Source organism: Krasilnikovia sp. MM14-A1004 (genome assembly GCF_047159485.1).
Lineage (GTDB): Bacteria > Actinomycetota > Actinomycetes > Mycobacteriales > Micromonosporaceae > Actinoplanes.
In genome coordinates, this window is the sequence record NZ_AP038773.1 from 4,396,741 (window position 1) to 4,423,214 (window position 26,474).

The window sequence follows — 26,474 nt, forward strand, 5'->3', positions numbered from 1 at the left end:
CGTGCGCGACGTTCTGCGGGATCGCCAGCAGTGGGGCCGCCACACGATGGTGTCCACCGGCAGCGCGGCGGCCACCCTCGCCGCCCTCGACGTGCTGGACGAGGGCGGCTGCGCGTTCGACGCGGCGCTGACCGCGTCCGCTGTCATGACGGTGACGATGCCGATGGCTTCCGGGCCCGGCGGGGACGCGGTCGCGGTGCTGCACGTGGCGGGCGGCGCCGAAGCGGTGGCGCTGACCGGGCTCGGCCGGGCCCCGATGGCCGCGACGATCGATGCCTTCGCCCGGCGCGGCCACTCGACCGTGCCCATCGACGGGATCCTGTCCGCCGTCACGCCGGGCCTGCTCGACGCGTGGTTCGCGCTGCACCGTGCGTACGGCACGATGCCGCTGCACCGTCTGCTCGCACCGGCGGTGCGGCTGGCCGAGGACGGCGTCGTGGTCACCGGGCAGACCACCCGCTGGATCAAGGACAACCTGGCCCTGCTGATCCAGCCGGGGTTCGCCGAGGTGTACGCCCCCTGCGCCACCCGGGCGGCGGTGGGCTCACTGCTGCGCCAGCCCGGTCTGGGCGGGCTCTACCGCATGGTCGGCGAGGCGGGAGTCACGGCCGCCGAGGTCCGGCGGGCCGTCGGTGAGCGGATCGCCCGAGTGAGCACCGAACTCGACGGTCTGCTGGCAACCGACGATTTCGTGGCCGACACGAGCGAGCTGACGCCGGCGGCCACCGCCGTGATCGGCGGGCACCGGGTCGCCAGCACGCCTGCACCGACCCAGGGTCCGCTGCTCCTGCAGAACCTGCTTCTGTACGAGCGTCGCGCCGAGGGCCTGTCGCCCGGATCCGCGGAGTCGGTCCACCTGCTGGCCGAAATCGTCAACCAGACCTACGGGTGGCGGCTCGACAATCTGGCCGACCCGCGCTTCGCCTCGTTCGACGACCCGCTGGACCCCGGGGTCGTCGACTCGCTCGATGCAGGGGTGGATCCCGAACGGCGCAGCCCCAGCCGCTACGCCGGGCACTACTCGGCGGGCGACACCACGCACCTGGCCGTCGTCGACCGGGCCGGAAACGCGGTCAGCTGGGTGCAGAGCCTGGGGTTGGGATTCGGCGCCGGGGTCGGGGTGCCCGAGTGGGGGCTGCTGTTGGGCAACCGCCTAGGTCGGAGCACGACCCTGAACCCGTCGCACGCCAACCGGTGCGAGCCCGGCAAGCGGCCGGTCAACACGATCCTGCCCTGGAGCGTGAGCACTCCGTCCGGCGTGCGCTGGCTGGGCGGCACCCCCGGCGGCGACGGGCAGACCCAGTGGAACGCGCAGGTGCTCGGCGACCTCCTCGTGCACGGGGCGAGCCCGGCGGCGGCGCTGGGCCGCCCCCGCTGGACCTACTTTCCGGGCAGCGACAAGGTGGAGGCGGCTCTCCCACCGCAGTTGCATGTCGACGCCGACATGCCGGCCGGCACCCGCGAGGATTTGCGGCAGCGGGGCCACGACGTGGTGACGAAGGCGAGCGTGGGCGGCGTGCTGCGGGTGCTGGGGTGCGCCCCGGACCACCGTTACGGCCTCGACGACGGCCGGCAGGAGGGTCTGACGGCAGGCCGGTGACCGTTCGCCCGCGGGTGACGTGCAGCAACGACGAGGAGAGCTCCGATGACGAGAACATTTCCGGCCGACCCGGCGGCCATGGCACATGCCGTGGCCGCCGCCGTCGTGCTCAAGGCCGACGACGGGGCACGCGCGGCCAACCCGTACTACTGGCATCGGGCGCAACCGCTGCTCACGGCCGTCCTGACCGAGATCGACAGCTACGGGGACGCCGACCTGGCCGCCGCGACGGCGGAGCTGCTCGGCGACCCCCGCAGTGTCGGCGCCTGGGAACGGGTTCACGAGCTGGTCGCGGCCTCGGTGACGGACGCCGCGACGGCACCCCTGGTGCGGGCCGCCCGGGAGGTGGCGATGAAGTCGCGCCTGGACTACCACATCGGACACCGGTACGACCCGGCCGCCGAACCCGATCCGGACTGGCGCTCGTGGCCGGGCGCCGGCCCCTCCGGCGGAGCCGACCCGGAGGTGCAGGTCGTGGTGCCGTTCCGGGACCGGTCCGCGAGCGGCACCCGCGCCCGCAACCTCCTCGCCTGCCTGAGCGCGCTCGCCGACCAGTCCGCGAGCCGGGAGTCCTACCACGTGACGGTCGTCGAGTCGGACGACGCGGACCGGTGGAGAGACGTGATCTCGAACCACGTCGACGAGTACTTCTTCGCGCCCCACCGGGGGGACTTCAACAAATGCTGGACGGTCAACGTCGGCGTGGTCAACACCGCCCGCCCGGCGCCACTGGTCTGCGTCCTGGACGCGGACGCGTTGGTGGACCGCGAGTTCATCGAGCGGAACGCGGCCCGGTTCCATCGTCGTGGCGCGGGCGGGTTCCTGCCGTTCCGCGATCTGTTCTACCTCGATGCCGCCGCCTCGGCGCGGGCGGTCGGGCACCGCCGTACCGGCAGCCCCCGGCCCGATCCGGCCAGCCTGCGCGGCTTCCTCGTGCACCGGGCACCCGGGGTGTGTGTCTGGCTGCGCCGTGATGTGTTCGAGGCGATCGGCGGCATGGACGAACGCTTCGAGGGCTGGGGGCGCGAGGACATCGACTTCGTCCTGCGGGCCCAGCTCGCCACGGCGTTCGACCAGTACGACGACCAGATGCTGCACCTGCACCACCCGTCCTCGGCACAGCTGTCCGACGGCCACACCGTGAACGCCCACATCCCCCTGCTGTCGTGGGCGCCGACGGAGCCGATCGGTCGGCTCGACCGGTTCCCCGCCGAACCGGTCCGACACTGAAGGGACGCCATGTCCATCGCGATTCTGGCCAGCTGCAACCTGCCCACCGAGTCCGGCGATTTCGTCCTGCACGTGTTCGGGGATCCGGACGACGGGACCGAGGAGGTGGTCGCCCTCGTGCACGGCGCGGCCGGGGACTCCGCGCCGCTGGTGCGCCTGCACAGCGCCTGCTTCACCGGAGATCTGCTGGGCTCACTGCGCTGCGACTGCGGCCCGCAACTGACGGAGGCGCTCCGGCTCATCGGCAACGAGCCGTACGGCATCCTGCTCTACCTGATGCGCCATGAGGGGCGCGGCATCGGCCTCGTCAACAAGATCAAGGCGTACGCCCTCCAGGAGGCCGGCCTCAACACCGTGGACGCGAACACCCACCTCGGGCTGCCGGTGGACTCCCGCGACTACACGGCCGCGGCCGCGGCGCTGCAGCTGCTCGGAGTCGACGGCGTACGCCTCGCCACCAACAACCCCCTCAAGATCGAGGCCGTGCGCGCCGCCGGGATCGCGGTGACCCGCGTCTTCCACGGTGGTTTCGTGGGCGCCCACAACGAGGAGTACCTGCGGGTGAAGGACCTGATGATGGGCCACCTGAACGCGCGCGGCGTGCCGGCCGAACAGATTCCGGCCACCGAGCGGTGACCACCGAGCGACACCCCTGGGGGCCGACCATGAGCGCGACCGATCGGGACTGGCTGCTGCAGACGATCCGCCTCTCCCGTCGCTGCGCACCGGTGTCCACCGCCTACAACGTGGGCGCAGTCCTCGTTCGGGGCGGCACGGTCATCACCGAGGGACACTCACGCGAGACCGATACCGCGGTGCATGCAGAGGAGGCGGCTCTGGCCAAGGCCGCCGGGCAGCTCCTGACCGGCGCCACCCTGTACACCAGCCTCGAACCGTGCACGACACGGGCGTCCCGCCCGGCCGACTGCACCCGCCTCATCCTCGACGCCGGCATCGCCCGCGTGGTCTTCGCCATGCGGGAACCCCCGCGGTTCGCCCGCTGCGAGGGGGTCGCGACGCTCCGCGCGGCCGGCGTCGAAGTGGTGGAGATCGGTGAGCTGGCACCCGAAGTGCTGAGGGTCAACGCGCACCTCCTCGGCTGAGGCGCTGGTTCGACTTCCCGGGCGAACGGCCCGGCGGTCGGCGTTTCACCTGCAGGCGGCACGCCAACCGCCGGATGCGGTGACGTCCACCGCGTCACGCACCCCGTGCTCGGTGGTCAGGAAGCCGGTGACCGATGTGCCGTCGTCCAGCCGTACGGCGCCGAGGCAGAGCGGCGGCGGCACGGTGGCGAGCAGCTGTCCCACCGCCTGATGCGGCACCTGCCACACCTCCAACGCGATGCCGGTGGCCGGGCCGTCGCCGGTGAACACCAGTCCCGGACGGGCCACTCCCGGCCCCGGCAAGCGGTACAGCCGGTAGCCCGGCGCGGTGCGGGCCCGTGCATGCAGCAGCCCGCCCAGCTGCACCAGTTGCGGGTTGAGCGGCATCCCGCTCAGGTGCGCTCCCGCGACGGCCACCAGACTGGTCCCGGCAGCCGGGGCGGACGACGCGACCGGTTCGCCGCACCACGCCGCGGCCAGGTCGAGCAGGGGCCGGTCAGCGAAGGCGGGCGCCACGAACTGCACCCCGAACGGCAGCCCGTCCGGCCGGGTGCCGGCCGGAACGGCGATCGCGCACAGGTCCAACAGATTGACGAAATTGGTGTACGTGCCCAGCCGGCTGTTGACCCCGACCGGGTCGGCGGCGACCTCGGCCAGGGTGGGATGACCGGGCGTGACCGGAAGCATCAACGCGTCCACGTCCGGCCAGACCGCCTCGGTCCGCCGGCGCAGCTCCGCCAGCCGGTCGAACCCACGGAACACCTCCGGGCCCGGCACGTCCCGGCCCGGCGTGACGACGGCGCGCACGGTCGGATCCACACCGGGCGCGGACAGGTACGCACCGAACGCGGCCCACCGTTCGGCCAGCCACGGCCCGCCGTACAACAGCCGGGCCGTCGCCAGGAACGCCGTCACGTCGACCGGCACGACGTGGGCGGCCACCGTGTCGAGCCGGCGCAGCGCCTCCTCCCATGCCGCCCGGTGCACCGGGTCGAGGTCGAGGTCCCCGTCGGGCACGGCGACCACCCGCATCCGCGCCGCGACCGCCGGGGCGGGGGCGGGCGGCGCGGACCGCGACCAGGGATCGCCGGGATCCGGCCGGGCCAGGACCGCCAGGGCCGCCGCGCCGTCGGCAACCGTACGGCTGAACGTGGTGACGCAGTCCAGCGATCGGCAGGCCGGTAGCAGCCCACGGGTGGAGACCAGCCCTCGGGTCGGCTTGATCCCGACGATGCCGTTGAACGCGGCGGGCACCCGGCCGGAACCGGCGGTGTCGGTGCCCAGGGCCAGCGGCACCTGCCCGCTGGCCACGGCGACCGCGCTGCCGGAGCTGCTGCCGCCGCTGACGTGCCGCGAGCTGTGCACGCTGTGGCAGGCACCGTACGGGCTGCGGGTCCCGACGAGCCCGGTCGCGAACTGGTCCATGTTGGTCTTGCCGACCGGCACGGCACCCGCGTCGATCAGCCGCTGCACAGCGACCGCGGACGTGGCGGCGGTCGAGTCGGCCAGTCCGGGGCAGGCGGCGGTCGTGGCATGCCCCGCCAGGTCCAGGTTGTCCTTGATGCCGAACCGCACGCCGGTCAGCGGCCCCTCCGGGGCGGCGGCCTCGAACGCCGCCACCTCGTCGGTGGACAGTTCCGTGATCCAGACGGGCTGCCCGCTCGCCGCCACGGGCGTGGCGCTCTGTGGGACGGCGGCCGTCATGCCACACCGACCGTGGCCGGCTCGGCGATCGCTGGCGCCTGGACCGGCTCCACGACCGCGGATGCCGGAGCCGGTGCCGCAGCCGCGATCGCGGTCTCCGCCGCAGTCGCAGTCCCCGTTGCGGCACTCTGGGCCGCCCAGCGGTCCCGCTCCGCGGCGAACGCCCCGGCGCGCCGGGCGGTGAACTCCGCCGCGTCCGCCGTGTCGAGCAGGTCCGCCAGCCGCAGTGTCAGCGGCCGGGTCTCCAGCGCCGACCGGCCCGCGGCGACGTCGGCTCGCAACTCCGCTAGCCGCTCCGGCGTCACCGCTGTGAACCGCAGCACGTCGAACTGCCGCAGCAGCCACGGCGGATCGGCACTGTCCGGGTCGTAGCGCCACACCGGTACGGTGCGGCCGACGAGCTGGTACCCACCGGGCCCTTCCATGCCGTACACGCACAGGTACACGCCGCCGATGCCGACCGCGTTGGCCGGGGTCCAGGTGCGTGGCGGGTTGTACTTGGTGGTGACGAGCCGGTGTCGCGGGTCCAGCGGCACGGCCACGGGCGCGCCGAGATAGACGTCGCCGAGCCCGACCACCAGATACGCCGCCGCGCTCACGATGTCGAACACGTCCCCGCGCCGGTCCAGCCCGTTGATGCGGCGGATGAACTCGACGTTGTCGGGGCACCACGGCGCGTCGGGCCGTACCCCGGACTGGTAGCGGGCCATCGCCTCGTGCACCGACGGGTCGTCGAAGGCGATCGGCATGGTGACTTCGCGGGCGGTCAGTTCCACCGTACGTGGATCGGGCAGTCCGGCCCACGCGGCCGCGACCCGTTGCGCCAGTACGGGCAACGGCAGCCGCCGTTCGTCGACCGCCAGCAGCAACGAACGGACCCCCTCCACGGCTTCGACGATGCGGTCGTCGCCGGCCAGGGCACCGGCCAGCAGGTGGATGCGCAGGCGCACGGCGAGGTCCAGGACAGCCGGGCCCGCCTCCACCAGCGCGTGGTGGTCGCCGGCCCGCCGTACGGTCAGCGCCGGCCGGTCGCCGTCGGCGGGAATCTCGGCCAGCGGCGCGGGCCGCCGCCCGTCGCGGACGGTGACCGGGCGAGGCCGGGGCTGCTCCCCCGCGAAGACGGCCTTTTGTGCGCCCGCGCCGCTGATGTTGTCGTTGCGGAAGACAGCGAGCCGGGCCCGGTGGTGCTCGTTGGCCGCGTCGGCGTCCTCGGGTGACACCGGGACCAGCCGGATCCCGTCGCCGGGGCGGGCCTGGGCGAGCTTCCACCGGTCCGCGCGGATCACCACGGCCGCCACCACGAAACCACCGAGGCTGGGCCCGTCCGGCCCGACGATCACGGGGGTGTCCCCCGAGATCATGATCCCGCCGACCGGGTACGCGCTGTCGTGGATGTTGCTGGGGTGCAGTCCCGCGTCGCCGCCGTCGCTGCGCGCCCAGCGCGGGCTCGGCCCGGCCAGGCGCACCCCGGTACGGTCGGCGCGGTGATCGACCCGCCAGTGTGCGGCGAACAGCTCGGCGATCCCCTCCTCGGACAGGTGCTCGGGTGCGCCGTGCGGGCCGGGCACCACCCGCAGCTGCCAGTCGCCGGTCAGCTCGGGCAACGTCACCACGGACGGCTCGGCCGCGGCCGCGGTTCCCGTGTGCAGGATGTCGCCCTTGGCCAGCGCCCGCCCGTCGTGGCCGCCGAACCCGCCGAGCAGGAACGTGGCGGCGCTGCCGAGGGCGGGGGGCACCGAGAGTCCGCTCCGGACGGCCAGGTAGCTGCGCAGCCCCGGCCCCTTGGCCGGACCCAGGTCCAGGACCTGCCCGGCCGCGACCGGCGTCGGGTGGCCGGGCGTCACCGCGACGCCGTCCAGGGTGGCCGCGGTGGCGGCGCCGCTCACGCAGACCACCGTGTCGGTGAGGGCGCGCAGCTTCGGTCCGCGCAGCACCGCCTCCAGCCCGGCGGCCCCGGCCGGGTTGCCGACCGCCCGGTTGGCGAGGCTGAAGGACAGATCGTCCCAGGCGCCGGACGGCGGCACCCCGACGCCCCACAGCCCGGTCCGGCCGGGCAGGTCCTGCACGGTGGTCTGGATGCCCGGCACGAGGATCTCGAACGTGGGCGTCATCGCGCCCACCCCAGCAGCCGTACCGGGGTCGGGTCGTAGCCGTTGCAGGGGTTGTTCAGCTGCGGGCAGTTGCTGATCAGCACCAGGATGTCCCGTTCCGCACGCAGTTCGACGTGCTTGCCAGGCGCGGAGACGCCGTCCGCGAAGGTGAGTCCGCCGTCGGGGGTGACCGGCACGTTCATGAAGAAGTTGATGTTGTGAGTGAGGTCGCGCTTGTCCAGCCCGTGGGTGACCGCGTAGCGCAGGAAGGTCGCGCGGCAGGCGTGCTGGTGGCGGGTGTGCTCGCCGTAGCGGACCACGTTGCTCTCCTTGGCGCAGGCCCCGCCGAGGGTGTCGTGTCGCCCGCAGGTGTCGTCCACGATGGTCGCCAGCGGATCGTGCCGGACGCTGCGCAGCACCGATCCGGTGGTGAGGTAGACCGCACCCTGCGCCCGGATCGTGTCCACCGCGCTGTACCGGTTGGCCGTGTCCCGGGCGTCGTAGATCAGCGTATCGACGGCCTGGTTGCCGTGCAGGTCGACGATGCGCAGCCGGCCACCGGCCGGGATCTCGCCGATCCAGCCGTCCCCGGCGGCCACGGTCACGTCGAGCAGGCTGGGGGTGTGCAGAACGCCGGTCACAGCAGGCTCCTCTCTGCGGCGGCCAGCGCGCGGGCGGACTCGGCACGAAACGTCCAGCTGGGGTCGTCGGCGGGGATCGGGCCCGGTTCCCCCGCGGCGACGTCGGCGCGGACTCCGGCCGGGTCCCAGCGTGGCGCCGGGTCCAGGGGGTGCGGCGCGGTGGCGAGCACCACCAGCAGGTCCTGCTCGGCGCGCAGGCGCACCCAGTCGCCGGAGCGGGCGTGGCCGGGCACGTACGCCAGCTCCGCCCGCTCGCCGGATGCGGGCGCCACCTTGGCGAAGAAGTTCACGCAGGCATGCAGATCCCGCTCGCCGAGGCCGTGCACGTACAGCTCGTCGAGCAGCAGGCTGCGGGCGCTGCGCCGCCAGCCGTTGCGGTCGCGGCCGTAGTCGGACGCACCGTATCGGTCCAGGTCGGCGTCGATGCTGTGTCCCGTGATCGCGTCGTGCCAGTCCAGCGAGGACCCGGTGACGGATGCCAGGGCCCGGCCCAGGTCGGACATGAGCACCATGGGCGGGGTGATCCGGGCGGACATCTGCGCCTTCAGCGTGTCCGGGACGTTCAGCCGCTCCACCGGGTCCGCGGCGGCGAACAGGAGCACGCTGGCCACGGCATCGGTCCCGAGCGCTTCGAGCCGCACTGTCGACCCGCGCCGGAGCGTCACCGACCAGGCGGCCCCGCCGGGCACGTCATGCCGATATCCCTCGGTCATGCGGCACCATCCGGCATCGCAGCCGCGGCGAGCGGGCGTCGCTGGCGGTGGCGGGCGACGTAGGCGACCAGACCCAGCCCGACGATCACGGCCAGCGCGATCCCCGCGAAGTACCGCAGGTACGCGGGTCCTCCGGTCGGGTTGTACACCTCTTCCCGCGGCCACGCCATGTTGACGACCATGAAGGCGCCGAACACCACCGCGGCGAGGTTCACCGGCAGACCCCAGCGCCCCAATCCGAAGTGACCGTCCGGCGCGGTCGCCGCCCAGCCGCCGCGCATCCGGCGCACCAGCACCGGCACGGTGACCAGCAGGTACGCCAGATACACCACGACGACAGCGACACTGGTCAGTGCCGTGAACAGGGCGCCCTGCCCGACGTTGACCAGCAGGATCGCGACGGCCAGCACCCCGATCACCACGGCCGGCAGCAGCGGAGTGCCGGTCCTGTCGTTCACCCTGGCCAGCCGCGCGGAGAACGGCAGCACCCCGTCGCGGGACATCGAGAACATCAGCCGGGTGGCGGCGGTCTGGATGGCCAGCGTGCACACGAACACCGCGATCGCCACGTCGACCAGCAGCGCCCGGCCCAGACCGGTGCCGAGCTGGCTGGTCACCACGTACGGCAGGCCACCGGCGATCAGCTCGCCGTCGGTGAGACTCGGCGCGGCCATCAGGCCGGCGATGAGCAGCAGGCCGCCACCGATGCCGGACACCACCAGCGCCCGGATGATGGCCCGCGGCGCGGTACGGCGCGGCGCACGGGTCTCCTCGCTGAGCTCACCGGCGCTGTCGAAGCCGTACATGACGTACGCGGCCATCAGCGCCGAGGCGAGGAACGCCATGGCGTACCCGCTGCCGCCCGCGTGCCCGGTGTCCATGACCACGGACGGGCCGCGCTCGGCATGCCCGAACAGCAGCGCCACCAGCAGCACCACACCGGCGATCTCGCAGACCACGCCGATGCTGTTCACCAGCGACATCACCCGTACCCCGACCGCGTTGATGACCGTGGTCACCGTGATCAGCACGGCGCCGAGCAGCACCGCGTTGGTAGCGCCGCTGGTCGACGAGAGCGCCGGGTCGCCGGACACCACCTGGAAGCCCGGCCAGATCGACGGCAGGACGACCTGCAGCGCGATGGCGGCCGCGGCCACGCTGACGATCTGGCCGATCAGCATGAACCAGCCCGCGAACCAGCCGGTGACCCCGTTGGAGAGCCGCCGCGACCACTGGTAGATGCAGCCCGAGATCGGGTAGCGCACGGCCAGTTCGGCGAAGACCAGGGCGACCATCAGCTGACCGGCGAAGACCAGCGGCCAGGTCCAGAAGAAGGCGGGCCCGGCGAAGCCGAACCCGAACGCGAACAGCTGGAAGACCGTGGTGAGGATGGAGACGAAGGAGAACCCCGAGGCGAACGCCGCGAAGGGCCCGAGCTTGCGGTGCAGTTGCTGCTGGTACCCGAATTCGGCGAGCACCGAGCTGTCGGTGTCCGTACGATTCGGTGCGACCGTGGGGGTGACGGCGACCATCTGCCGGCCTTTCTGTTGCGGGAAGGCGGGGATTTCCAGGGCCGCCGGACGGCGGCGCGGCCGCCCTGACGGCGGCCCGGGGGGCACGCGGCATCGCCACGCGGACCGGCGCGGGCCCACGTGGTGCCGGGGTGTGGCGAGGGATCAGCGGTAAATCATCGGCGACACTCCACGGGACCGGGACCCGCCACCTGCGGGTCGACCTGGCCTCCCGGGTTTTTGTCCCGCCGTGGAACGGGCCCTCGTCGGCCCGCCTGCCCCTCTCGGTCGCGGACCCGTCGTCGACGGCGGAACCCTAGGGGCGCCCCGCCGTGCGGCGGGTCGTGTCCCACTCCACCGGCCGCCGGTCACCTCGGGGGGTCGCGGCTGTTACAGACGGGTAAGAAAGACCTCACCGCGCGACCGGGCCCCGCCCGGCGGAGCTTGGGCCCGCCCCCTGCGCCCGTCGGCCCCATCGACGCCCACGACTGGCACACTCAAGACGTGGGCGACGGGAAGCTGCAGAGTCAGAGCCTCGTCGATCTCGCCCTCGACCGGCTCAGCCGCGAGATCCTCAGCGGCCGCGTCTATCCTGGCGAGCGCCTGGTCGAGGAGCAGCTGACCCAACGGCTGGGCATCAGCCGCGGACCGCTGCGCGAGGCGCTGCGGCTGCTGGCCCAGCGGGGGCTCGTGGAACACATCCCGCGGCGGGGCGCGCGCGTGGCGATCCTGTCCGACGACGATGTCCGTGAGCTCTACGAGATCCGCGACGTCCTCGAACGGCACGCGGCGGCGAGCATCCCGCCGGACGCCGACCTGTCCGCGTTGCAGGAGGCGCTGGACGCGATGCGCAAGTCAACGGAGGAGGGCGACCGTCCGGCGATCGCCGACGCGCACCGCAGCTTCCACGTCGCGTTGGTCGCGCTCGGCGGCAACCGTCAGCTCTGCCGGCTGTACGAGTCGGTCCTGGTGCGGCTGCAGCTCTACATGGCGGCGAATCTGCACCGGGAGGCCGAGGTCGCCGCGGCGGCCGACGGGGTGCACCGCCACGAGCGCCTCCTCGCCGCGGTCGCCGACAACGATGTGAACGCCATCATCTCGGCCCTGAGCGGGCACGGATCCCGCGCCTATCTGCTGTAGATCACGTCAGGACATCTCTGCGATACACACTGTGAAGTCCGTCGAAACAGAACGGTCGACAATCGACAGAATGACGGACGTTACCATCGGCCCGGTCAAGGCCACCCCCTACCTCTGGCCGTACGACGGCACCGTGCCGGTCGAGCGCACCGCCCTGATCTGCATCGACTGGCAGACCGACTTCTGTGGCCCCGGCGGATACGTCGACGCGATGGGCTACGACATCGCACTCACCCGGGCGGGCCTGCCCGCGACCGCGAGGCTCCTCGCGCACGCCCGCCGCCTCGGCATGCTCGTCGTGCACACCCGCGAGGGCCACAGCCCGGACCTGTCCGACCTGCCGGCGAACAAGCGGTGGCGATCGGCCCGGATCGGCGCCGAGATCGGCGGTCCCGGCCCGTGCGGGCGGATCCTGGTCCGCGGGGAACCCGGCTGGGAGATCGTGCCCGAGGTCGCCCCCGCGCCGGGTGAGGTGATCGTGGACAAGCCCGGCAAGGGCGCCTTCTACGCCACGAACCTGGACCTCGTGCTGCGTTGCCGGGGCATCACCCACCTGCTGCTGACCGGCATCACCACCGACGTGTGCGTGCACACGACGATGCGCGAGGCCAACGATCGCGGCTACGAATGCCTGATCCTCTCCGACTGCACCGGTGCCACGGATCCGTCGAACCACGCCGCCGCCCTGCACATGGTGACCATGCAGGGCGGCGTCTTCGGAGCCGTCGCCACCAGCGACGACGTCATCGCCGGGACGGAGGCCTGAGATGCCCACCGTCGAGGCGCAGCCGTCGGCCTTCACCTTCACGCCGGACAGCGCGGCGCTGCTCGTCATCGACATGCAACGGGACTTCCTCGAACCGGGCGGCTTCGGCGAGAGCCTCGGCAACGACGTCTCGCAACTGCGCCGGACGATCGCGCCGCTGTCCGCCTTCCTGACCCGGTGGCGCGCCGCCGGCCTGCCGGTCATCCACACCCGGGAAGGCCATCTGCCCGACCTGTCCGACTGCCCGCCCGCCAAACTCGCACGCGGCGCGCCCAGCAGGCGCATCGGCGACCCCGGCGCGTTCGGCCGCATCCTCATCCGCGGCGAATACGGCCACGACATCATCGACGAGCTGAGCCCGGCACCGGGCGAGGCCGTCGTCGACAAGCCCGGAAAGGGCGCGTTCTACGCCACCGACCTTCAGCGACTGCTCGATGAGCTCGGCATCCGCAGCCTGCTCGTGGCGGGCGTGACGACAGAGGTGTGCGTGCACACCACGGTCCGCGAGGCCAACGACCGCGGCTACGAATGCCTCGTGCTCGCCGACTGCGTCGGCTCCTACTTCCCCGAATTTCAGCGCGTCGGCCTGGAGATGATCGCCGCCCAGGGCGGCATTTTCGGCTGGGTCACGGATTCCACGTCGGTCCCTCTCTAGGAGCACACGGTGAAACTTCCTTATTGGGTACGCGGAGACACCAACGCGTTCTTCGGCTTCGGCATCAACGTCCTGGTCAACGTGCTGACCCTGACCGCCCTGTGCATCGGCGTCGTGCAGATGCCGGCGGGTGACGTTTTCGGGGTGATCCTGCCGGCCCTCGGCATCGCGCTGGTGCTCGGCAACATCTACTACACGCACCTGGCGCGGCGGCTGGCCCGCCGCGAGAACCGCAGCGACGTCACGGCCATGCCGTACGGGCCGAGCGTCCCGCACATGTTCATCGTCATCTTCGTCATCATGCTGCCCATCTACCTGCGCACGAAGGATCCGATCCAGGCGTGGACGGCCGGTATCGCGTGGGCGTTCATCATCGGCGTGATCGTGCTGATCGGTGCGTTCGTCGGCCCGTTCATCCGCAAGTACGCCCCGCGGGCGGCGCTGCTGGGCACGCTGGCCGGCATCTCGATCACCTTCATCTCGATGAATCCGGCCGGCCGGATGTGGCAGGCCGCCTGGATCGCCCTGCCCGTCTTCGGCCTGCTGCTGGTGGGCCTGCTCACCGACGTACGGCTTCCGTTCAACCTGCCCATCGGCCTCGTGGCTCTGCTGGTCGGCACCGCGATCGGCTGGATCGGGGGTGCCATGTCGGTGCCGGACGTGAAGGCCGCCGCCGAGGACATCGCCTTCGCGTTTCCCCACCTGAAAATCGACCTGCTCGTCGACGGCCTGCGCGACATGGCACCGTTGCTGGCCACGGCGATTCCCCTCGGCGTCTACAACTTCACAGAGGCGATGACCAACGTGGAGAGCGCGGCGAGCGCGGGCGACAGGTACAACCTGCGCAGCGTGCTCCTCGCCGACGGCGGGGGTGCGGTCATCGGCTCGATGCTCGGCTCCCCGTTCCCGCCCGCCGTGTACGTCGGGCACCCGGGCTGGAAGGCGGCGGGTGGCCGTACCGGATACTCCATGGCGACCGGCGTCGTCATCGCGCTGCTCTGCTTCTTCGGGATGTTCGGCCTGCTCGGCACGATCTTCCCCACCGCGGCCATCGTGCCGATCCTGCTCTACATCGGCCTGCTCATCGGCGCACAGGCGTTCCAGGCCACGCCGCGGGCGCACGCGGCAGCGGTCGTCGCCGCTCTCATCCCCAACATCGCCGCCTGGGCCACCGGCCTGCTGGACAACGCCCTCGCGGCGGCTGGCACCAGCGCGGCCCGGGTCGGCATCAGCACCCTGGCCGGCGCGGGCGTCGTCTACGACGGCCTCAAGACCCTGGGCGAAGGAGCGATCCTGGCGGGTCTGGTACTGGGCGCGATCGTCGCCTTCATCATCGACAAACGGTTCTGGCAGGCGGCGATCTTCTCCGGCGCGGGCGCGGTGCTGACCTTCGTGGGCCTCATCCACGCCGAGAAGGTGCAGTGGAACGCCGACGGCCCGGTGACCCTCGGCTATGTGTTCCTGACCGTGGTCTGCGTACTGTTCGCCCTGGGCCGGCCCGCTCCCCGGCAACCGGACGCCGAGGAACTGGCCCTCGAACGCCTGCACGCCGGCGGCAACGAGTTCACCGAGGCGCCCGAGGGCGGCATACCGGAACCCCGCGAGAAGGCCGCCAGCACCCCTGTCTGACCACCAGCCGAGACCGGTGGTCCGGGGGTCACCCGGACCACCGGCCCGCACATCGGAGGCGCCATGCAGGTCAACCAGCCCGCCATCGTGGCAGAGATCGGCACGATCTTCGAGGCCTACGAGGAGGCCCTCGTCGCGGGCGACGTCGACCGCATCGTCGGCTTCTTCGCCCCGGACGCCGTACGCTTCGGCATCGCGGACCGGCAGGTCGGCCTGGCCGAACAGGCGGCCTGGCGGCGCGCGCAACCGCCGCTGCCGCCCGGCCGCCGCCTCAAGGACACGATCATCACCACGTACGGCGTGGACGTCGCCGTGGTGACCACACTGTTCGGTTACCCGGACACCGACGTCCTCGGCCGCCAGTCGCAAACCTGGGTACGTCTGCCCCATGGCTGGCGCATCATCACCGCCCACGTCAGCAACCCCGCGCACGCCTGAGACGGCTGCTTGCCCAGCCTCGGTAGGCTGGAGAAAGTGACCCGGACTCATCAAGAGATCTACGAACGGTACGTGTACGCCGGAGCTCTCACGCGCAACCCCGACGCGGTTGCGGGAATGTTCACCGAAGACGGGCTGTTCGAAGCGCCGCTGGTGCCGGACGGGCACCGCCTGCCCAATCGCCTCGCCGGGCGCGAAGCCATCCGCATCGGCATCGTCGCCTATCACCGCGAGCCGCGCTACCAGGGCACCGTCAACATCGAATGCTCCCGCTACGTGCTGCACGACACCCCGGACCCGGACGTCTTCATCGCCGAGACGGACACGGCCTTCGACGAGCCCGACGGACGGCGCAGTTACGTGTCGCTCGTACAGATCTTCCGACTGCGCGACGGCCTGATCGCCTCGCTGCGCGACTACTTCACACCACCTGCCTGACCGTCGAACCGAGCCGCTCCCCCTGCGCGGGAGGCATGACTACTGCGCGACTCGCGGTTGCTTGGTGAGTCCCGCGTCCTTTGTTCCCAGATCCGCCTGCCGACGGGCATCCGGCGCGAACTGCTCCGGACGGGGCTGGATCCCGTTCGGAGCAACGGGTTTCGCACCGGGTGCGGCCGTGGGCGGCTTGATGTCGAAGGCGGCGGGCTTGCCGACATTCGCCGGCCCGGGCAGGGGCGTCACCGGGCGGCCGCGCAGTGCCTCCCGCGTGAAGGCGGTCCAGAGCTGAGCCGGCAGGGTCTCCCCCTCGATGGCCTTGCCTCGTTTGTCGCGGATCGGCCCGGGATCCGCCTTACCGATCCACACCGCGCAGGCCAGTTCGGGTGTGTAGCCGGCCATCCAGGCGTCCTGGTTGTCGGAGGTGTTACCCCACTGCTGGGTGCCGGTCTTGCCGGCGGCCGGCCGGTCGGGTGTCATGGCGTGCCTGTCAACGACAGCGGCGAGCACCGAGGTGACATCCGCGGCGGCGGCCCTGTCCAGCGCATGCCGGCTCCGCGGCTGGCCTTTCCAGATCCGACGCCCACCGGGGCCGGTGACCGATTCCACGAAGTGCCGGTCGTGCCTGACACCGGCGCCGGCGAAGGTGCCGTAGACGGTGGCGAGGTCGGCGGGCGCGACCGCATAGCGGCCGATCGCGATGTCCGGGCGGGTCCGGCCGGGCTTCGGGTCGCCCCTCCCGTCCACCAGTGCGGGGGTGCTCCCGTACGCGGGTGGGATGCCCAGATTATGGGCCATCCTGCGCACGCTGTCCGCGCCCAGCTTCTCCGTTACCGCGTAGAAGGGGGTGTTCAGGGACTCGACCATCGACTCTTCGAGCGTGCAGACCGGGCACTGCAGCCCGTCGTGGTTGTACAGCGGCACGCCGAGCCTGCCCGGGAACAGCCGCGGCGAGCTGCCGTCCCACAGGGACTGCGCGCTGATCCCGGCCTCCAGCGCGGCGGCCAGCACGATCGGTTTGAACGTCGAGGCGGCCGGGTGAACGGCCGAGGCATCGTCGAAATAGCCGCGCTGCTTACCGCCGTAGTAGGCGAGCACCCCGCCGCTGCGCGGATCCACCGCGACCAGCGCCACCCGCAGATCCTTCGGCTGCCCGGCCATGTGTTTGGCGACCTGGGCGATGCCGGCCGCCTGCGCCTTCGCGTCCAGTGTGGTGACGATGGACAGGCCCTGCGTGTGCAACATCCTCGGGGTCACGCCGTGGGCGGCCAGTTCCTGCTCGACCCGGTCGACCACGATGCCACTCGGCCCGGCGACCGCCGCCGATGTCGGGGACACCGCCGGATACTTCACATCGCCGCTCAGCCAGCCCTCTTCCCGTGCCGCGTCGACAACCCATGCCCAGCGTTGCTGGGCCGCGGCCGCATCGTTGGCGGGGTCGTACCGGAACGGATCCTTGATCACGGCCGCGAGCACGGCGCCCTGCGCCGCGGTCAGCCGGTCGGTGGTGACGCCGAAGTAGGCATGCGCCGCCGCAGCGATCCCGTACGCGTTCCGGCCGTAATAGATCGTGTTGAGGTAGCGCTCCAGGATCTGATCCTTTGTCAGCTTGCGCTCGAGCTTGATGGCGAGCGCCAGCTCCTTCGCCTTGCGGTCCAGGGAGACGTCCTGGGTCAGGTACGCGTTGCGCACGTACTGCTGGGTGATCGTGGACGCCCCCTCGCGCTTTCCGCGGATGTTCGCCACCACGGCGCGCAGGATGCCGCGCACCGAGTACCCGGAGTGGTCGTAGAAATCGCGGTCCTCGGCGGCCAGGACCGCCTTCTGCACCTCCACGGGCACCGCGGACAACGCCACATCACTGTGGTTCTGCGTGCCGACCCGAGCCAGGATCGTCTTGCCGTCGCGGTAGTAGAGAGTCGACGCCTGCACGTCGACCGGGTCCGCTGGGAACTGCACCGACTGTACGTAGCCCACCACCGTGATGCCGGCTGCGACCGTCAGGACGGTGACCACCACCGCGGCACGCTTCAGGAGCCGACGCATCCGGCCCGAACGCCGGTGACGCGGCCCGGACTCTCTGTGCTCGCTGGAAAGATCCGCCACAACCCCCAGACGGGGCAGCGTCCCGGAGGGTGGCGAAAACCGCTGAACTACTTTGCGTCAGGACCGGATAACGCCCTCCTGACCCAGGGTGACCTGCGCGTTTACAGGGGTTCAACGAAATCGAGTGGAATTTGTCTCCGCGAGGCGCCGCCGGATGCCTCGTCCGGCGGCGCCTCGCGTCCGGCATCCGGCACGCGTCAGCAGCAGAGGCAGCAGGGCGCCCATCCGCTCTGTCAGAGGCTGAGAACGCGGTTCAGGATGTCGCGGTAGCCGCGGAGCCGTACCCGCAGCGCCTCGGTGTCGTCGCTCTCGCCGCCGAGGCTGTCCTTGCGCGACCGCAGGCCGGCGGTGAGCGTGTCGACGGCCTCCTCGACCAGCACGGCGGCCTCGGCCGTGGCGTCCTTCGGGCTGTCGACGAAGCGGAGCTGCACGTCGCGCCACCGATCCTGCAGGCCCTGCGTATCGGCGGCGGTGAACAGGGTGTCCGGCCGGTCCGCTGCGGGCGCGGTCACCGGGGCCACCGCCGTCGCGTTCTCCGCGCCGCCGTCGGCTTCGGGCGCCGGGGTGGGCCGCTGGTCGTCGTCGGCGTCCTTGACCTGCGGGTCCTCGAAGGTGCCGCGGTCGTCGAGGGTGCCGCGGTCGTCGAGGGTGCCGCGGTCGTCGAGGGTGACGTCGACCCGGTCCTCGGGCGAACTCCCGGTGGCGCCGGACGGATAGGTGGTCGTGTTGGACTCCGACGGCGACTCGACCGCCCCCTCACCGGGCGCGACGCTGCGCTCGTCGGCCGGGGCGTCGGACACCGGGCCGTCGGACAACGGGCCGTCGGACCAGGGCGAGGAGGACCGCTGGCGCGGCACCGCCACGGGCTCGGACTGCACCCGCTCGGGGCGGTCACCGGGCGCCGCGTCGTCGGTGGACTCGCTGGCGTCGTTGGAGTAGAAACGCATCGTCGGACTCCTCAGCGGCTCGTGGCGTCGGGACGGGAAACCGCGACGTCGCCGTCGTGGTCATTGATCCTCTGGGACGGGACGTTCGGCTCGGCGCCAGGGGCGGTGGTGCCCTCGGTCCGCACCGGGTTCTCGCCGAGCAGGTCGGCGAAGAGAGCGCGGTAGTGCACCAGGGCCTGACGGAGATCCTCGGTCCCCGCCTCGCCGTTGCGGCTGCGCTCGCTGATCGCGTGCGCGTCGCGGTAGTGCTCGAGCGTGCGCGCGTGCTCGACGGACAGGGTGGCGAGCTGCTCGTCGTAGTCGCCGGTGGGGTAACCGCGCTCGGCGATCAGCCGGGTCACCAGCTCGTCGGCCGTCGCCACGGCCCGTTCGGGCGTATCCACGAACTGGATCTGCGCTTCCTCCCACGCGGCCGAGTAGCGGGCCTTGTTCTCCGCCGACAGCGGCTTGAGCTCGAGCTCGGCGTGCCGCTTGCGGCGCTCCTCGAGCTCCCGCTCGCCCGCCGTACGGCTGTCCGCGTCGCCGACGACACGGTCGTACTCGGGTCCGAAGGTCTTCTGCAACTTCCTGCGGCGGCTGGCGCGTACGCCGAGCACGATCGCGGCGATCACCAGCAGTACCACGATGACGAGAATGATCACGAGTGTGGGGGACATCGGGGGGCCTCCTTCATCGCCGCTGCTATTCCCACTTACCCGGGGTCGTCAATCCTCCGGGCCGGATCCGTCTCCATGGCGGGAGGGACGGTGCTCCCAGAGGTTGGGTCAACCGGCGCGGTGCCGGCCCTGCCGTTCGTCGAAGAGTCCCTCACCGGGCGGGGCTGAGCCGGGGTCCGCGGGCAGGGCGATGTTCGTCGACGCCTCCGCTGCGCGCGTGTCCCACCGTGGAACCGCGGACGGCCGGGGCACTCTCACCGCCGGGTCGGCCAGGGGGACGTACACCCGGGCGTCCACGGCCTCGGCCAGCAGCAGCGCCGCGACCAGCGCGGTGGGCCGCTCGGCCGGGTTCCGGTGCAGGCAGCGCGAGCAGAGGTCGAGCACCTCGGGGGCGAGCCCCTCGATGTGCGGCAGCGGTTCGGGGTCGAGCCGCTTCTGCGCGTCCACCAGTTCGGTGTGGCTTGCCGTCGGCCAGGGCAGCCGGCCCGCGAGGCAGTGGTACAGCAGCACACCGAGTGAGTACATGTCGGACGCTGGGGTCGCCGCCAGCCCCGAGAAGCGTTCCGGGGCGGCGTAGGCCGGTGTGCCCATGACCAGGCCGTCGGGATTCGGGTCGTGGCTGCCGATCGCGGCCGCGATGCCGAAGTCAAGGACCTTGGCCCCGGCGGGGGTGAGCATGATGTTCGCGGGCTTGATGTCGCGGTGCACGACGCGCTCCGCGTGGGCCGCGGCGAGGGCCGCGGCGACCTCGGCACAGACGCGGACCGCGATGCGCCAGTCGAACGGCCCGGCGCCGAGATGCTCGCCCAGCGTCTGTCCTTCGACAAGCTCCATCACGATGTACGGCACGTCGCGGTCCGGCGCCGGGGAGGTGCCGAAGTCGTGCACCCCGGCGACGTTGGGGTGCACGAGACGCGCGGCGGACCGGGCCTCGGCACGGATCAGGTCGGCCCCGCCGACCTCGCCGAGGGTGCCCGCAACCGACGGCGCGATCATCTTGACGGCCACCGGCCGGTCGAGTACCCGGTCGTGCCCGCGCCACACCTCGGACATGCCACCCACACCGATGCGCCGTTCGAGCTGATACCGCCCGCCCAGCGTCCGCATCTGCCACTCCCCTGTCACCGCGGGTCACAACCCGTGCCCTGGTCGCAGGACCCGGTACCCGCACAACCAGCAGCACAAACGAAGTGAACGGCCAACCACGCAATGTCACCTATCCACGAACCGTCGCCGTGGCGTCGCACCGCGGCAGGGAGATCGTCTGGAGGTCTCGTGTCCAGCCTTCCGCGGGTTGCAGCCGTGATCGCGCGCGTGCGCGGTTCCCCAGAGGTGGTGGCCATGGAAGTGGGCGACGGCTGGTGGTGGGTGGCATGAGGCGCCGCCGGATCCGGGTCCCTTCGAGGACAGGCACTCAGGCGGCGCGGACGATCGCCTCGGCAACCTGCCGGAGTTCGTCGAGGTTGGGCTCGAAGCCCGCCGCGATGTCGGGGTGCAGCGCGGCGCGGGTCCGCTCCAGCAGCATCGTGGTCACCGCGGTCACTGACTGGCCGGCGTACTCCGCGGTGACCTCTTCGGTCGCGGCCCGCAGGGCAGACGTCAGCTGATCCTCGAGTGGCGAGCGGAGTTTCTCCTCGACCGGGTTGAGTGATGCCGGGTCCAGTGTGATCTGCGGTTCCCGCATGGCGCTCCCTCACGATGGCGAACAGCGGTGCCCGCTTACCCGGGCCCGCCGCGCCGTCAAACGCCCCGGCGAACCATCGACGCCGGACGGCACGGATACGCCTATCCGCTGTGCCGTGTCGCTGGTGCGGGGTCGGCGCGGGGGTCGCTGAGTGGGATGCGCAGGGTGGCTGTGGTGCCGTGCGGGTCGCTGGGGGTCACGGTGAGCGTGCCACGGTGCAGCGCGACGATGGCGCGGGTGAGCGGCAGGCCGAGCCCGGTGCCCGGCGTGCCGGTCCGGCGGGCGTTGCTGCCGCGGTAGAGGGTCCGGAACAGCAGGGGGTATTCGGCAGTGGGGACGCCGGGTCCGGTGTCGGTGATGGTCAGGACGGCGGCGACGTTGTCGTCGTTGAGCGTGACGGTGACGTCGGTGCGGTCTGTGCTGTAGCGCACCGCGTTGTCGAGCAGGTTGCTGATGGCTTGGTGCAGCCGGTGGGCGTCGCCGGGGACGATGAGCCGGGTGGGTAGTTGGGTGTGGATGCCGATGTGGTGTTGCTCGGCGAGCGGCATGACGGTGTTGACGGCGTCGGCGACGACTGTGGTCAGGTTGACGCCGCTGCGGTCGAGGCCGGCGTGCCCGGATTCGAGCGCGGCCAGGTCGAGGAGTTGGTCGATGAGGTCGAGCAGGCGGTCGTTGTTGCGGGTCACCACGCTGAGCAGGTCGCGTACCTCCCCGATCGTGGTGGCGTCGGGCTCGGTGGCGATGAGTTCGGTGTAGGCGCCGATGGAGGTCAGCGGGGTGCGGAGTTCGTGGCCGACCAGGGCTATGTATTCCTGCACGCTGACGGCCAGTTGGGTGGCCAGGTTGTTGGCCCGGCGGTGTTCCAGGTAGGCGCCGAGGTGTCCCGCGACGCCGGTGAGCAGGATTCCCAATGCCGGTTCGGGCTCCTGCCGCTGGTGGGAGAAGAAGGTCATTACGCCGGTGATGGTGTTGCCGCTGGTCACCGGGACGGCCCCGGCGGCCCGGTACCCGCTGCCCTCGCTGACCATTCGGAGCATCGGCGAGTCCGGGGCGTGGATGTCGGGTACCCACATCAGCTCGCCCCGCTGCCAGCACAGCCCGGCCAGCCCCTGCCCGTAGGCCATCCGGTGCGGGACGGGCACCGGTTCCTCGCCCGGCGCGGTGAAGATCGCGGCGGGGCGCAGCCGGTCGGTGAGTGGATCGTGCAGCCACAGCCGCATGTACGGCCAGCCCAACGTCGTAGCGACCGCGTGCAGCACCAGCCGAGCGGCCGCGTCCGGATCCGGAACCTCGGCCAGCACCCTGAGCACCGCGTCCTTGCAGCTCTCGTACTGCGCTGCCCAGTGCTGGCTGGTGACGTCGTGCACCGCGGCGACCGCGCCCAGCAGCGTGCCGTCGTGCTTGCGGATCGGCCGGGCGTTGACAGTGAACCAGGCGGGCCGGCCGGTACGGTCGTACGCCTGTAGGCCCGCCTGGCTGACGTGCTGCCCGGCCAGTGCCCGGGAGAGGGGCAGTTCCTCGGCCGTCAGCGGGACGCCGTCGGGGTGGCGCATGACGAACTGCTGCGGCCATTGCTGCACCGGCACCGCGGCTCCCTCGTCGCCGTAGAACTGCCGCAATGCGTGGTTGAACAGCACCATGCGGCCGGAGGTGTCGCACGCCAGGACGCCGGTGTCCAGACTCTGCACGAGCGCTTCCATGAACGCCGGGTCCCGTGTCGCGTCCGCCCGGCCCGCGCCGACGCCGGGATCCACCGCGGCCGGCGCATCGCCCGGGCTGTTCTCAGCCGGCACCGGCGCAGGGTCCGGGGTCTGCAGAGCGAGGTTCGTCTCGACCACCTCGGCCAGTTCCCGGACGCTGAACGGCTTGCGCAGCAGGCCCTGAATCCCGAACTCGGCGATGCGCGGATCGGTCGGTAGCAGCAGCGCGGTAACGATCACTACCGGGATGTGCTTCAACTCCGGGTCGGCGTGGATCGCCTGGCACATCTGCAGCCCGGTCAGGTGCGGCATGTCGACATCTGCCAGCACGAGATCCGGCCGCCGCATCGCCACCAGCTCCAGGCCGCGCTGGCCGTCCGAGGCGACCGACACCTCATGCCCGAGCCGGGTCACCACCTCGGTCATCAACCGCTGATGGTCGAGATCATCCTCCGCCACGATCACCGATGCCACCATGGGACATTTTCCGTGAAAGCGGCAAAGCAAACACGAGGCCGCAGGGTCCGAGGCAGCTGTTGGCCGCCGGGACCACCAGGAGGGTTGAACGGCGAGAGCGCTGGGCACTAGGAGGTTACCGTGGCCGAACTGGACCCTCCGGCACCGTGGAGGAGGAGACCACATGGCGCTTGTCGTGGTGGCTGAGGACGAGGACGACATCCGATCCCTGGTTGTTCGGATGCTGCATCGCGCGGGCCACGAGGTGATCGCGGCCGCAGACGGCGCAGTCGCACTGGAGGGCGTGCGGGAAAACCGCCCCGACGCAGTCATCAGCGATCTCGACCTGCCACGGATGTCCGGCGTTGAACTCTGCCGGGCCATCCGGACCGACGCGAACACGGCCGACCTGCCCGTGATCCTCGTCAGCGGGAGTCTGCTACCGGGCGACCCCCGCGCGGTCGAGGCGCGAGCCACCGCGATCTTGGCCAAGCCCTTCCTCCCGCAGGAACTCGTCGCCTGCCTTGACAAGGCGTTAGCCGCCGGGCACGACGATGGGGTGCCGCCCCTGACGTGCCCGTAGAACCGCGGCCGCAACACTGCCGTCGCGCATCCGGGCCCAGAAGTTCGACCGGCGGGCCGGGTCGGGTCAGTCCAGCCAGGCGAGTCGGGCCACGCCACCGGCGACCGAGACCACCCTCGCCCGGAGCAGCTCATCGTTGATCCTCAGGACCACGTGTTCCTTGCGGGCGGGCCACTGCTGGGCGCCGGACACCACGCAGGCGACCCGGGTCGGCTTGGCGGTGACCGGCTGGGCGCCGACGCTGGACCACAGAACCGCGTCGGTGCTGGCGCCGTCCCAGGTGCGGGCGGGGCGAATGAGAACCAGGGACCGGGCCAGCTCCGACTCCTGCGCGCCGATGTCGGTGTAGGCGAAGTGGGCCTGCTGGTCCTGCACGGCGATACACCGGGCGACGGCCAGCAGCGGCTGATAGGAGCCGTCTATCCGTACCGCCACGTCGGCACCCTCCGGTGGCGGGTGGTCGAGCACAGCGGCGAAGCCGCCGACCGATACGTCGAGGGTGCGACCGTTGCTCTCCACCGAGGTGCCGGGCCACCACACCGTCAGCGGAAGTTCCAGCTCCCGTCGCGGGTACTGGCGCCGGTCTGTTCCATCGAGCGTGGGGCGGCCCAGCTGGACCCGTCCGCCGCCGACCGTCCGCACTGCCGCCCACCACCGGCTGACCGGCGGCGCGTGGATCAGCTGTACCACATCGAAGGGGACAAGCCCAAGATCATCTTTGACTTCGACGTCCAGGGTGCCGGTCGTCGGATCCGCCGCGCTCAGGAGGGCGGAAACGCCGTTGACGGTGACGGTCGAACCGACCCGCTCCACCCAGATGTCCACCCGACCAGCGTAGAGCCGGGCGGAACCTCTCGCAGCGAAGCAACGCCACGGCGGCCCTCGGGAGGCTCGCCGTCGCCTTCGTGATCACGCTCGCGACGATTGGTGCGGTGTGGTCCGGGTATGCAAGCAGTCGGTTTCGTTTACCCCCCTCGAACGCAGCCCGGGCTGTCGGAGGGTGCGCGATGAATGTCAGCTGTGGCGATACCGTGCCGCATGTTCCCCAGACGTTGCTCGCGGCCGCCCTGGACGCGTACATAGCGATAGACGTGACCGGCCGGGTGACCAGCTGGAACCCGGCGGCCGAGGCGACGTTCGGCTACTCGCGGGCGCAGGCCTGCGGCCGGCTCGTCGAGGACCTGATCATCCCGCAACCGGACCGCCCGGCGCACCGTGCCCGGCTGGCCCGGCTGGCGGCGGGCGTACCCACCCGGAAGATGGCAGAGCGGCTGCGGCTGTTCGCGCTGCATCGTGAGGGCCATGCCTTTCCGATCGACCTGACGCTGACGGCGACCGACGAGCCCGACGGGCGGCTGCTGCATGCCTTCGCGCACGACGTGACAGCCATCCACCGGGCAAGCTTGTTCGCCGCCGCCGAATCGGCGGTCACCCGCGGGCTGGCCCGCGCCGACTCCAGCGCCAGCGCGGCGGCCAGCGTGGTCGAGGCCCTCGGCGTGCAGATGGGGTGGCCGGTCGCCGAACTGTGGCTCGTCGATGACCACCACCGTGACGTGCTGCGCTGCGAAGCCCGCCACGCCGAACATCCGTTGGGCGACTTCGCCATCGATGAGGCGAAGGCCGGTGACGGCCTGCCGGGGCAGGTGTTCGAGCAGTCCGAGACGCGTTGGATATCCGACCTGGCCCAGCGCGCCGGCTCGCAACGCAGCCGCGACGCCGTAAAGGTCGGACTGCGCATGGCCGCCGGTGTTCCCATCTGCGCCCACAAGCGCATCCTGGGCGCCTTGTGCGTCTACGGCGACCACCCCAACGACGCCCGGGATGCCAAAGACGCCATCCTTGTGCTGCTGTCCGGGATAGCGGCGCAGGTCGGGCAATTCCTGGACCGGCGCCATGCCGAGGAACTGGCCGTCGAGCTGGCCCGGACCAAGGCTGAATTCGTTGCTCTGGTCACGCACGAGCTCCGCAATCCGCTGTCGGTGATCACGGCGACCGCCTCACTTGCCGAAGAAGAACTCGACGCCGGCTCACCGGAAGATCAACGGGAGTTCTTGCGCACCATTGCCCGCAGTGCCCATCGGCTCTCCGCACTGGCGGAGGACCTGCTCGACCTGGCCCGCCTGGAGTCCGGCCATCTCGGCGTTCATCCGGTTCCCATGGACCTGAGCGCGATCATCGGCGCCGCCGTACAAGCCGCCACCTCCGCCGCGCCGGCCGAGGACGTGACGGTCACCGTGCGCACGCCACGTGAGCTGCCCATGATCGGCGACCCGCTTCGGCTGGGCCAAGTCGCGGACAACCTGCTCTCCAACGCGATCAAATACACCCCCGCGGGCGGAGCCGTCACCGTGCACGCGGACCTCGACGAATCCGGAGAGCAGATCATCTGGAGCGTCGCCGACACCGGCATCGGCATCCCCGCCGCTGAACGTCCGCACCTGTTCCGCCGGTTCTACCGCGCCTCGACTGCCGTGGAGAATCGCATCCCCGGCACCGGCATGGGGTTGGTCATCACCCGCACCATCATCGAACGACATCACGGCACCATCCACCTCGCCGACGGGCAGGGCCAGGGCACCACATTCGTTGTCCGGCTGCCCACCAGGCCACCGCAACACGGCGAACAGCGGACGCTGGAGCAGACGGCGAAGGGCTGAGCGGCGGAGGAGAAACCAACGTGCATCGTT

Annotated in this window: 24 protein-coding genes; 12 read left to right on the forward strand and 12 right to left on the reverse strand. The window is 71.5% G+C overall.

Going from position 1 to position 26,474, the window contains the following annotated elements; genetic code table 11:
- The first annotated feature begins 1 nt into the window (after position 1).
- Genes ACMCNN_RS18745 through ACMCNN_RS18760 form a run of 4 tightly spaced genes read left to right on the forward strand, consistent with a single transcriptional unit; the run spans position 2 to position 3,933 of the window.
- The gene (locus ACMCNN_RS18745) at positions 2-1,600 is read left to right on the forward strand and encodes a gamma-glutamyltransferase family protein (RefSeq protein WP_412741810.1); all 1,599 of its coding nucleotides are present in this window, start codon (positions 2-4) and stop codon (positions 1,598-1,600) included.
- A gap of 45 nt (positions 1,601-1,645) precedes the next feature.
- Positions 1,646-2,830 carry a glycosyltransferase gene (locus tag ACMCNN_RS18750; RefSeq protein ID WP_412741811.1) on the forward strand — a complete coding sequence of 395 codons (1,185 nt, stop codon included), beginning with the start codon at positions 1,646-1,648 and terminating at the stop codon, positions 2,828-2,830.
- Positions 2,831-2,839: 9 nt separating this feature from the next.
- A complete protein-coding gene (ribA, locus tag ACMCNN_RS18755) occupies positions 2,840-3,466 on the forward strand; it encodes a GTP cyclohydrolase II RibA (RefSeq protein WP_412741812.1) in 627 nt (208 codons plus the stop codon).
- A gap of 29 nt (positions 3,467-3,495) precedes the next feature.
- On the forward strand, positions 3,496-3,933 hold the full coding sequence (locus ACMCNN_RS18760) for a deaminase (RefSeq protein ID WP_412741813.1): 438 nt from the start codon (positions 3,496-3,498) through the stop codon (positions 3,931-3,933).
- Positions 3,934-3,978: 45 nt separating this feature from the next.
- On the opposite strand, the gene atzF is transcribed toward ACMCNN_RS18760, so the two are convergent.
- From atzF to ACMCNN_RS18785, 5 genes are read right to left on the reverse strand one after another with little or no spacing between them, the layout of a single operon-like run.
- Entirely contained in the window at positions 3,979-5,637 is a 1,659-nt protein-coding gene (gene atzF / locus ACMCNN_RS18765; RefSeq protein WP_412741814.1) for an allophanate hydrolase, read from the reverse strand.
- Entirely contained in the window at positions 5,634-7,748 is a 2,115-nt protein-coding gene (locus ACMCNN_RS18770; RefSeq protein WP_412741815.1) for a 5-oxoprolinase/urea amidolyase family protein, read from the reverse strand. The genes atzF and ACMCNN_RS18770 overlap by 4 nt, the downstream gene beginning before the upstream one ends.
- Entirely contained in the window at positions 7,745-8,368 is a 624-nt protein-coding gene (locus tag ACMCNN_RS18775) for an urea amidolyase associated protein UAAP2 (RefSeq protein WP_412741816.1), read from the reverse strand. The genes ACMCNN_RS18770 and ACMCNN_RS18775 overlap by 4 nt, the downstream gene beginning before the upstream one ends.
- Positions 8,365-9,081 (reverse strand): urea amidolyase associated protein UAAP1, encoded by a 717-nt coding sequence (locus ACMCNN_RS18780; protein ID WP_412741817.1) that lies wholly within the window; start codon positions 9,079-9,081, stop codon positions 8,365-8,367. Before ACMCNN_RS18780 ends, ACMCNN_RS18775 begins: the two co-directional genes overlap by 4 nt.
- Positions 9,078-10,613, reverse strand: coding sequence for an amino acid permease (locus ACMCNN_RS18785; RefSeq protein WP_412741818.1), 1,536 nt, complete (start codon positions 10,611-10,613; stop codon positions 9,078-9,080). The genes ACMCNN_RS18780 and ACMCNN_RS18785 overlap by 4 nt, the downstream gene beginning before the upstream one ends.
- 483 nt (positions 10,614-11,096) lie before the next feature.
- Between ACMCNN_RS18785 and ACMCNN_RS18790 the strand changes: the two genes are divergently transcribed.
- The 6 genes from ACMCNN_RS18790 (at position 11,097) to ACMCNN_RS18815 (ending at position 15,658) form a co-directional block, all read left to right on the forward strand.
- A complete protein-coding gene (locus tag ACMCNN_RS18790; protein WP_412741819.1) occupies positions 11,097-11,732 on the forward strand; it encodes a GntR family transcriptional regulator in 636 nt (211 codons plus the stop codon).
- A 70-nt stretch (positions 11,733-11,802) separates the two neighbouring features.
- Positions 11,803-12,498, forward strand: a complete 696-nt coding sequence (locus ACMCNN_RS18795) for a cysteine hydrolase family protein (protein ID WP_412741820.1) — start codon at positions 11,803-11,805, stop codon at positions 12,496-12,498.
- A gap of 1 nt (position 12,499) precedes the next feature.
- Complete coding sequence (locus tag ACMCNN_RS18800) at positions 12,500-13,153, forward strand: cysteine hydrolase family protein (RefSeq protein ID WP_412741821.1); 654 nt, start codon at positions 12,500-12,502, stop codon at positions 13,151-13,153.
- Positions 13,154-13,162: 9 nt separating this feature from the next.
- A complete protein-coding gene (locus ACMCNN_RS18805; protein ID WP_412741822.1) occupies positions 13,163-14,782 on the forward strand; it encodes a regulator in 1,620 nt (539 codons plus the stop codon).
- Positions 14,783-14,845: 63 nt separating this feature from the next.
- Entirely contained in the window at positions 14,846-15,220 is a 375-nt protein-coding gene (locus tag ACMCNN_RS18810) for an AtzH-like domain-containing protein (RefSeq protein ID WP_412741823.1), read from the forward strand.
- Positions 15,221-15,256: 36 nt separating this feature from the next.
- Complete coding sequence (locus tag ACMCNN_RS18815; RefSeq protein WP_412741824.1) at positions 15,257-15,658, forward strand: nuclear transport factor 2 family protein; 402 nt, start codon at positions 15,257-15,259, stop codon at positions 15,656-15,658.
- 39 nt (positions 15,659-15,697) lie between these two features.
- Here ACMCNN_RS18815 and ACMCNN_RS18820 read toward each other — a convergent pair whose 3' ends face one another.
- From ACMCNN_RS18820 to ACMCNN_RS18845, 6 genes are all read right to left on the reverse strand, one after another.
- The gene (locus ACMCNN_RS18820; RefSeq protein WP_412741825.1) at positions 15,698-17,701 is read right to left on the reverse strand and encodes a transglycosylase domain-containing protein; all 2,004 of its coding nucleotides are present in this window, start codon (positions 17,699-17,701) and stop codon (positions 15,698-15,700) included.
- A gap of 293 nt (positions 17,702-17,994) precedes the next feature.
- Positions 17,995-18,708, reverse strand: a complete 714-nt coding sequence (locus ACMCNN_RS18825; protein ID WP_412741826.1) for a hypothetical protein — start codon at positions 18,706-18,708, stop codon at positions 17,995-17,997.
- Positions 18,709-18,719: 11 nt separating this feature from the next.
- On the reverse strand, positions 18,720-19,364 hold the full coding sequence (locus ACMCNN_RS18830; protein WP_412741827.1) for a hypothetical protein: 645 nt from the start codon (positions 19,362-19,364) through the stop codon (positions 18,720-18,722).
- Positions 19,365-19,472: 108 nt separating this feature from the next.
- Positions 19,473-20,471, reverse strand: a complete 999-nt coding sequence (locus ACMCNN_RS18835) for a serine/threonine-protein kinase (protein WP_412741828.1) — start codon at positions 20,469-20,471, stop codon at positions 19,473-19,475.
- Between the two features lie 307 nt (positions 20,472-20,778).
- Entirely contained in the window at positions 20,779-21,048 is a 270-nt protein-coding gene (locus ACMCNN_RS18840; protein WP_412741829.1) for a hypothetical protein, read from the reverse strand.
- 101 nt (positions 21,049-21,149) lie between these two features.
- Positions 21,150-23,225, reverse strand: coding sequence for an ATP-binding protein (locus ACMCNN_RS18845; protein WP_412741830.1), 2,076 nt, complete (start codon positions 23,223-23,225; stop codon positions 21,150-21,152).
- Positions 23,226-23,388: 163 nt separating this feature from the next.
- Here ACMCNN_RS18845 and ACMCNN_RS18850 point away from each other — a divergent pair, with 163 nt between their 5' ends.
- Entirely contained in the window at positions 23,389-23,787 is a 399-nt protein-coding gene (locus tag ACMCNN_RS18850; protein ID WP_412741831.1) for a response regulator, read from the forward strand.
- A gap of 66 nt (positions 23,788-23,853) precedes the next feature.
- Here ACMCNN_RS18850 and ACMCNN_RS18855 read toward each other — a convergent pair whose 3' ends face one another.
- On the reverse strand, positions 23,854-24,612 hold the full coding sequence (locus ACMCNN_RS18855) for a PilZ domain-containing protein (RefSeq protein ID WP_412741832.1): 759 nt from the start codon (positions 24,610-24,612) through the stop codon (positions 23,854-23,856).
- A 182-nt stretch (positions 24,613-24,794) separates the two neighbouring features.
- Between ACMCNN_RS18855 and ACMCNN_RS18860 the strand changes: the two genes are divergently transcribed.
- Positions 24,795-26,444 (forward strand): ATP-binding protein, encoded by a 1,650-nt coding sequence (locus ACMCNN_RS18860; RefSeq protein WP_412741833.1) that lies wholly within the window; start codon positions 24,795-24,797, stop codon positions 26,442-26,444.
- Positions 26,445-26,474: the final 30 nt, after the last annotated feature.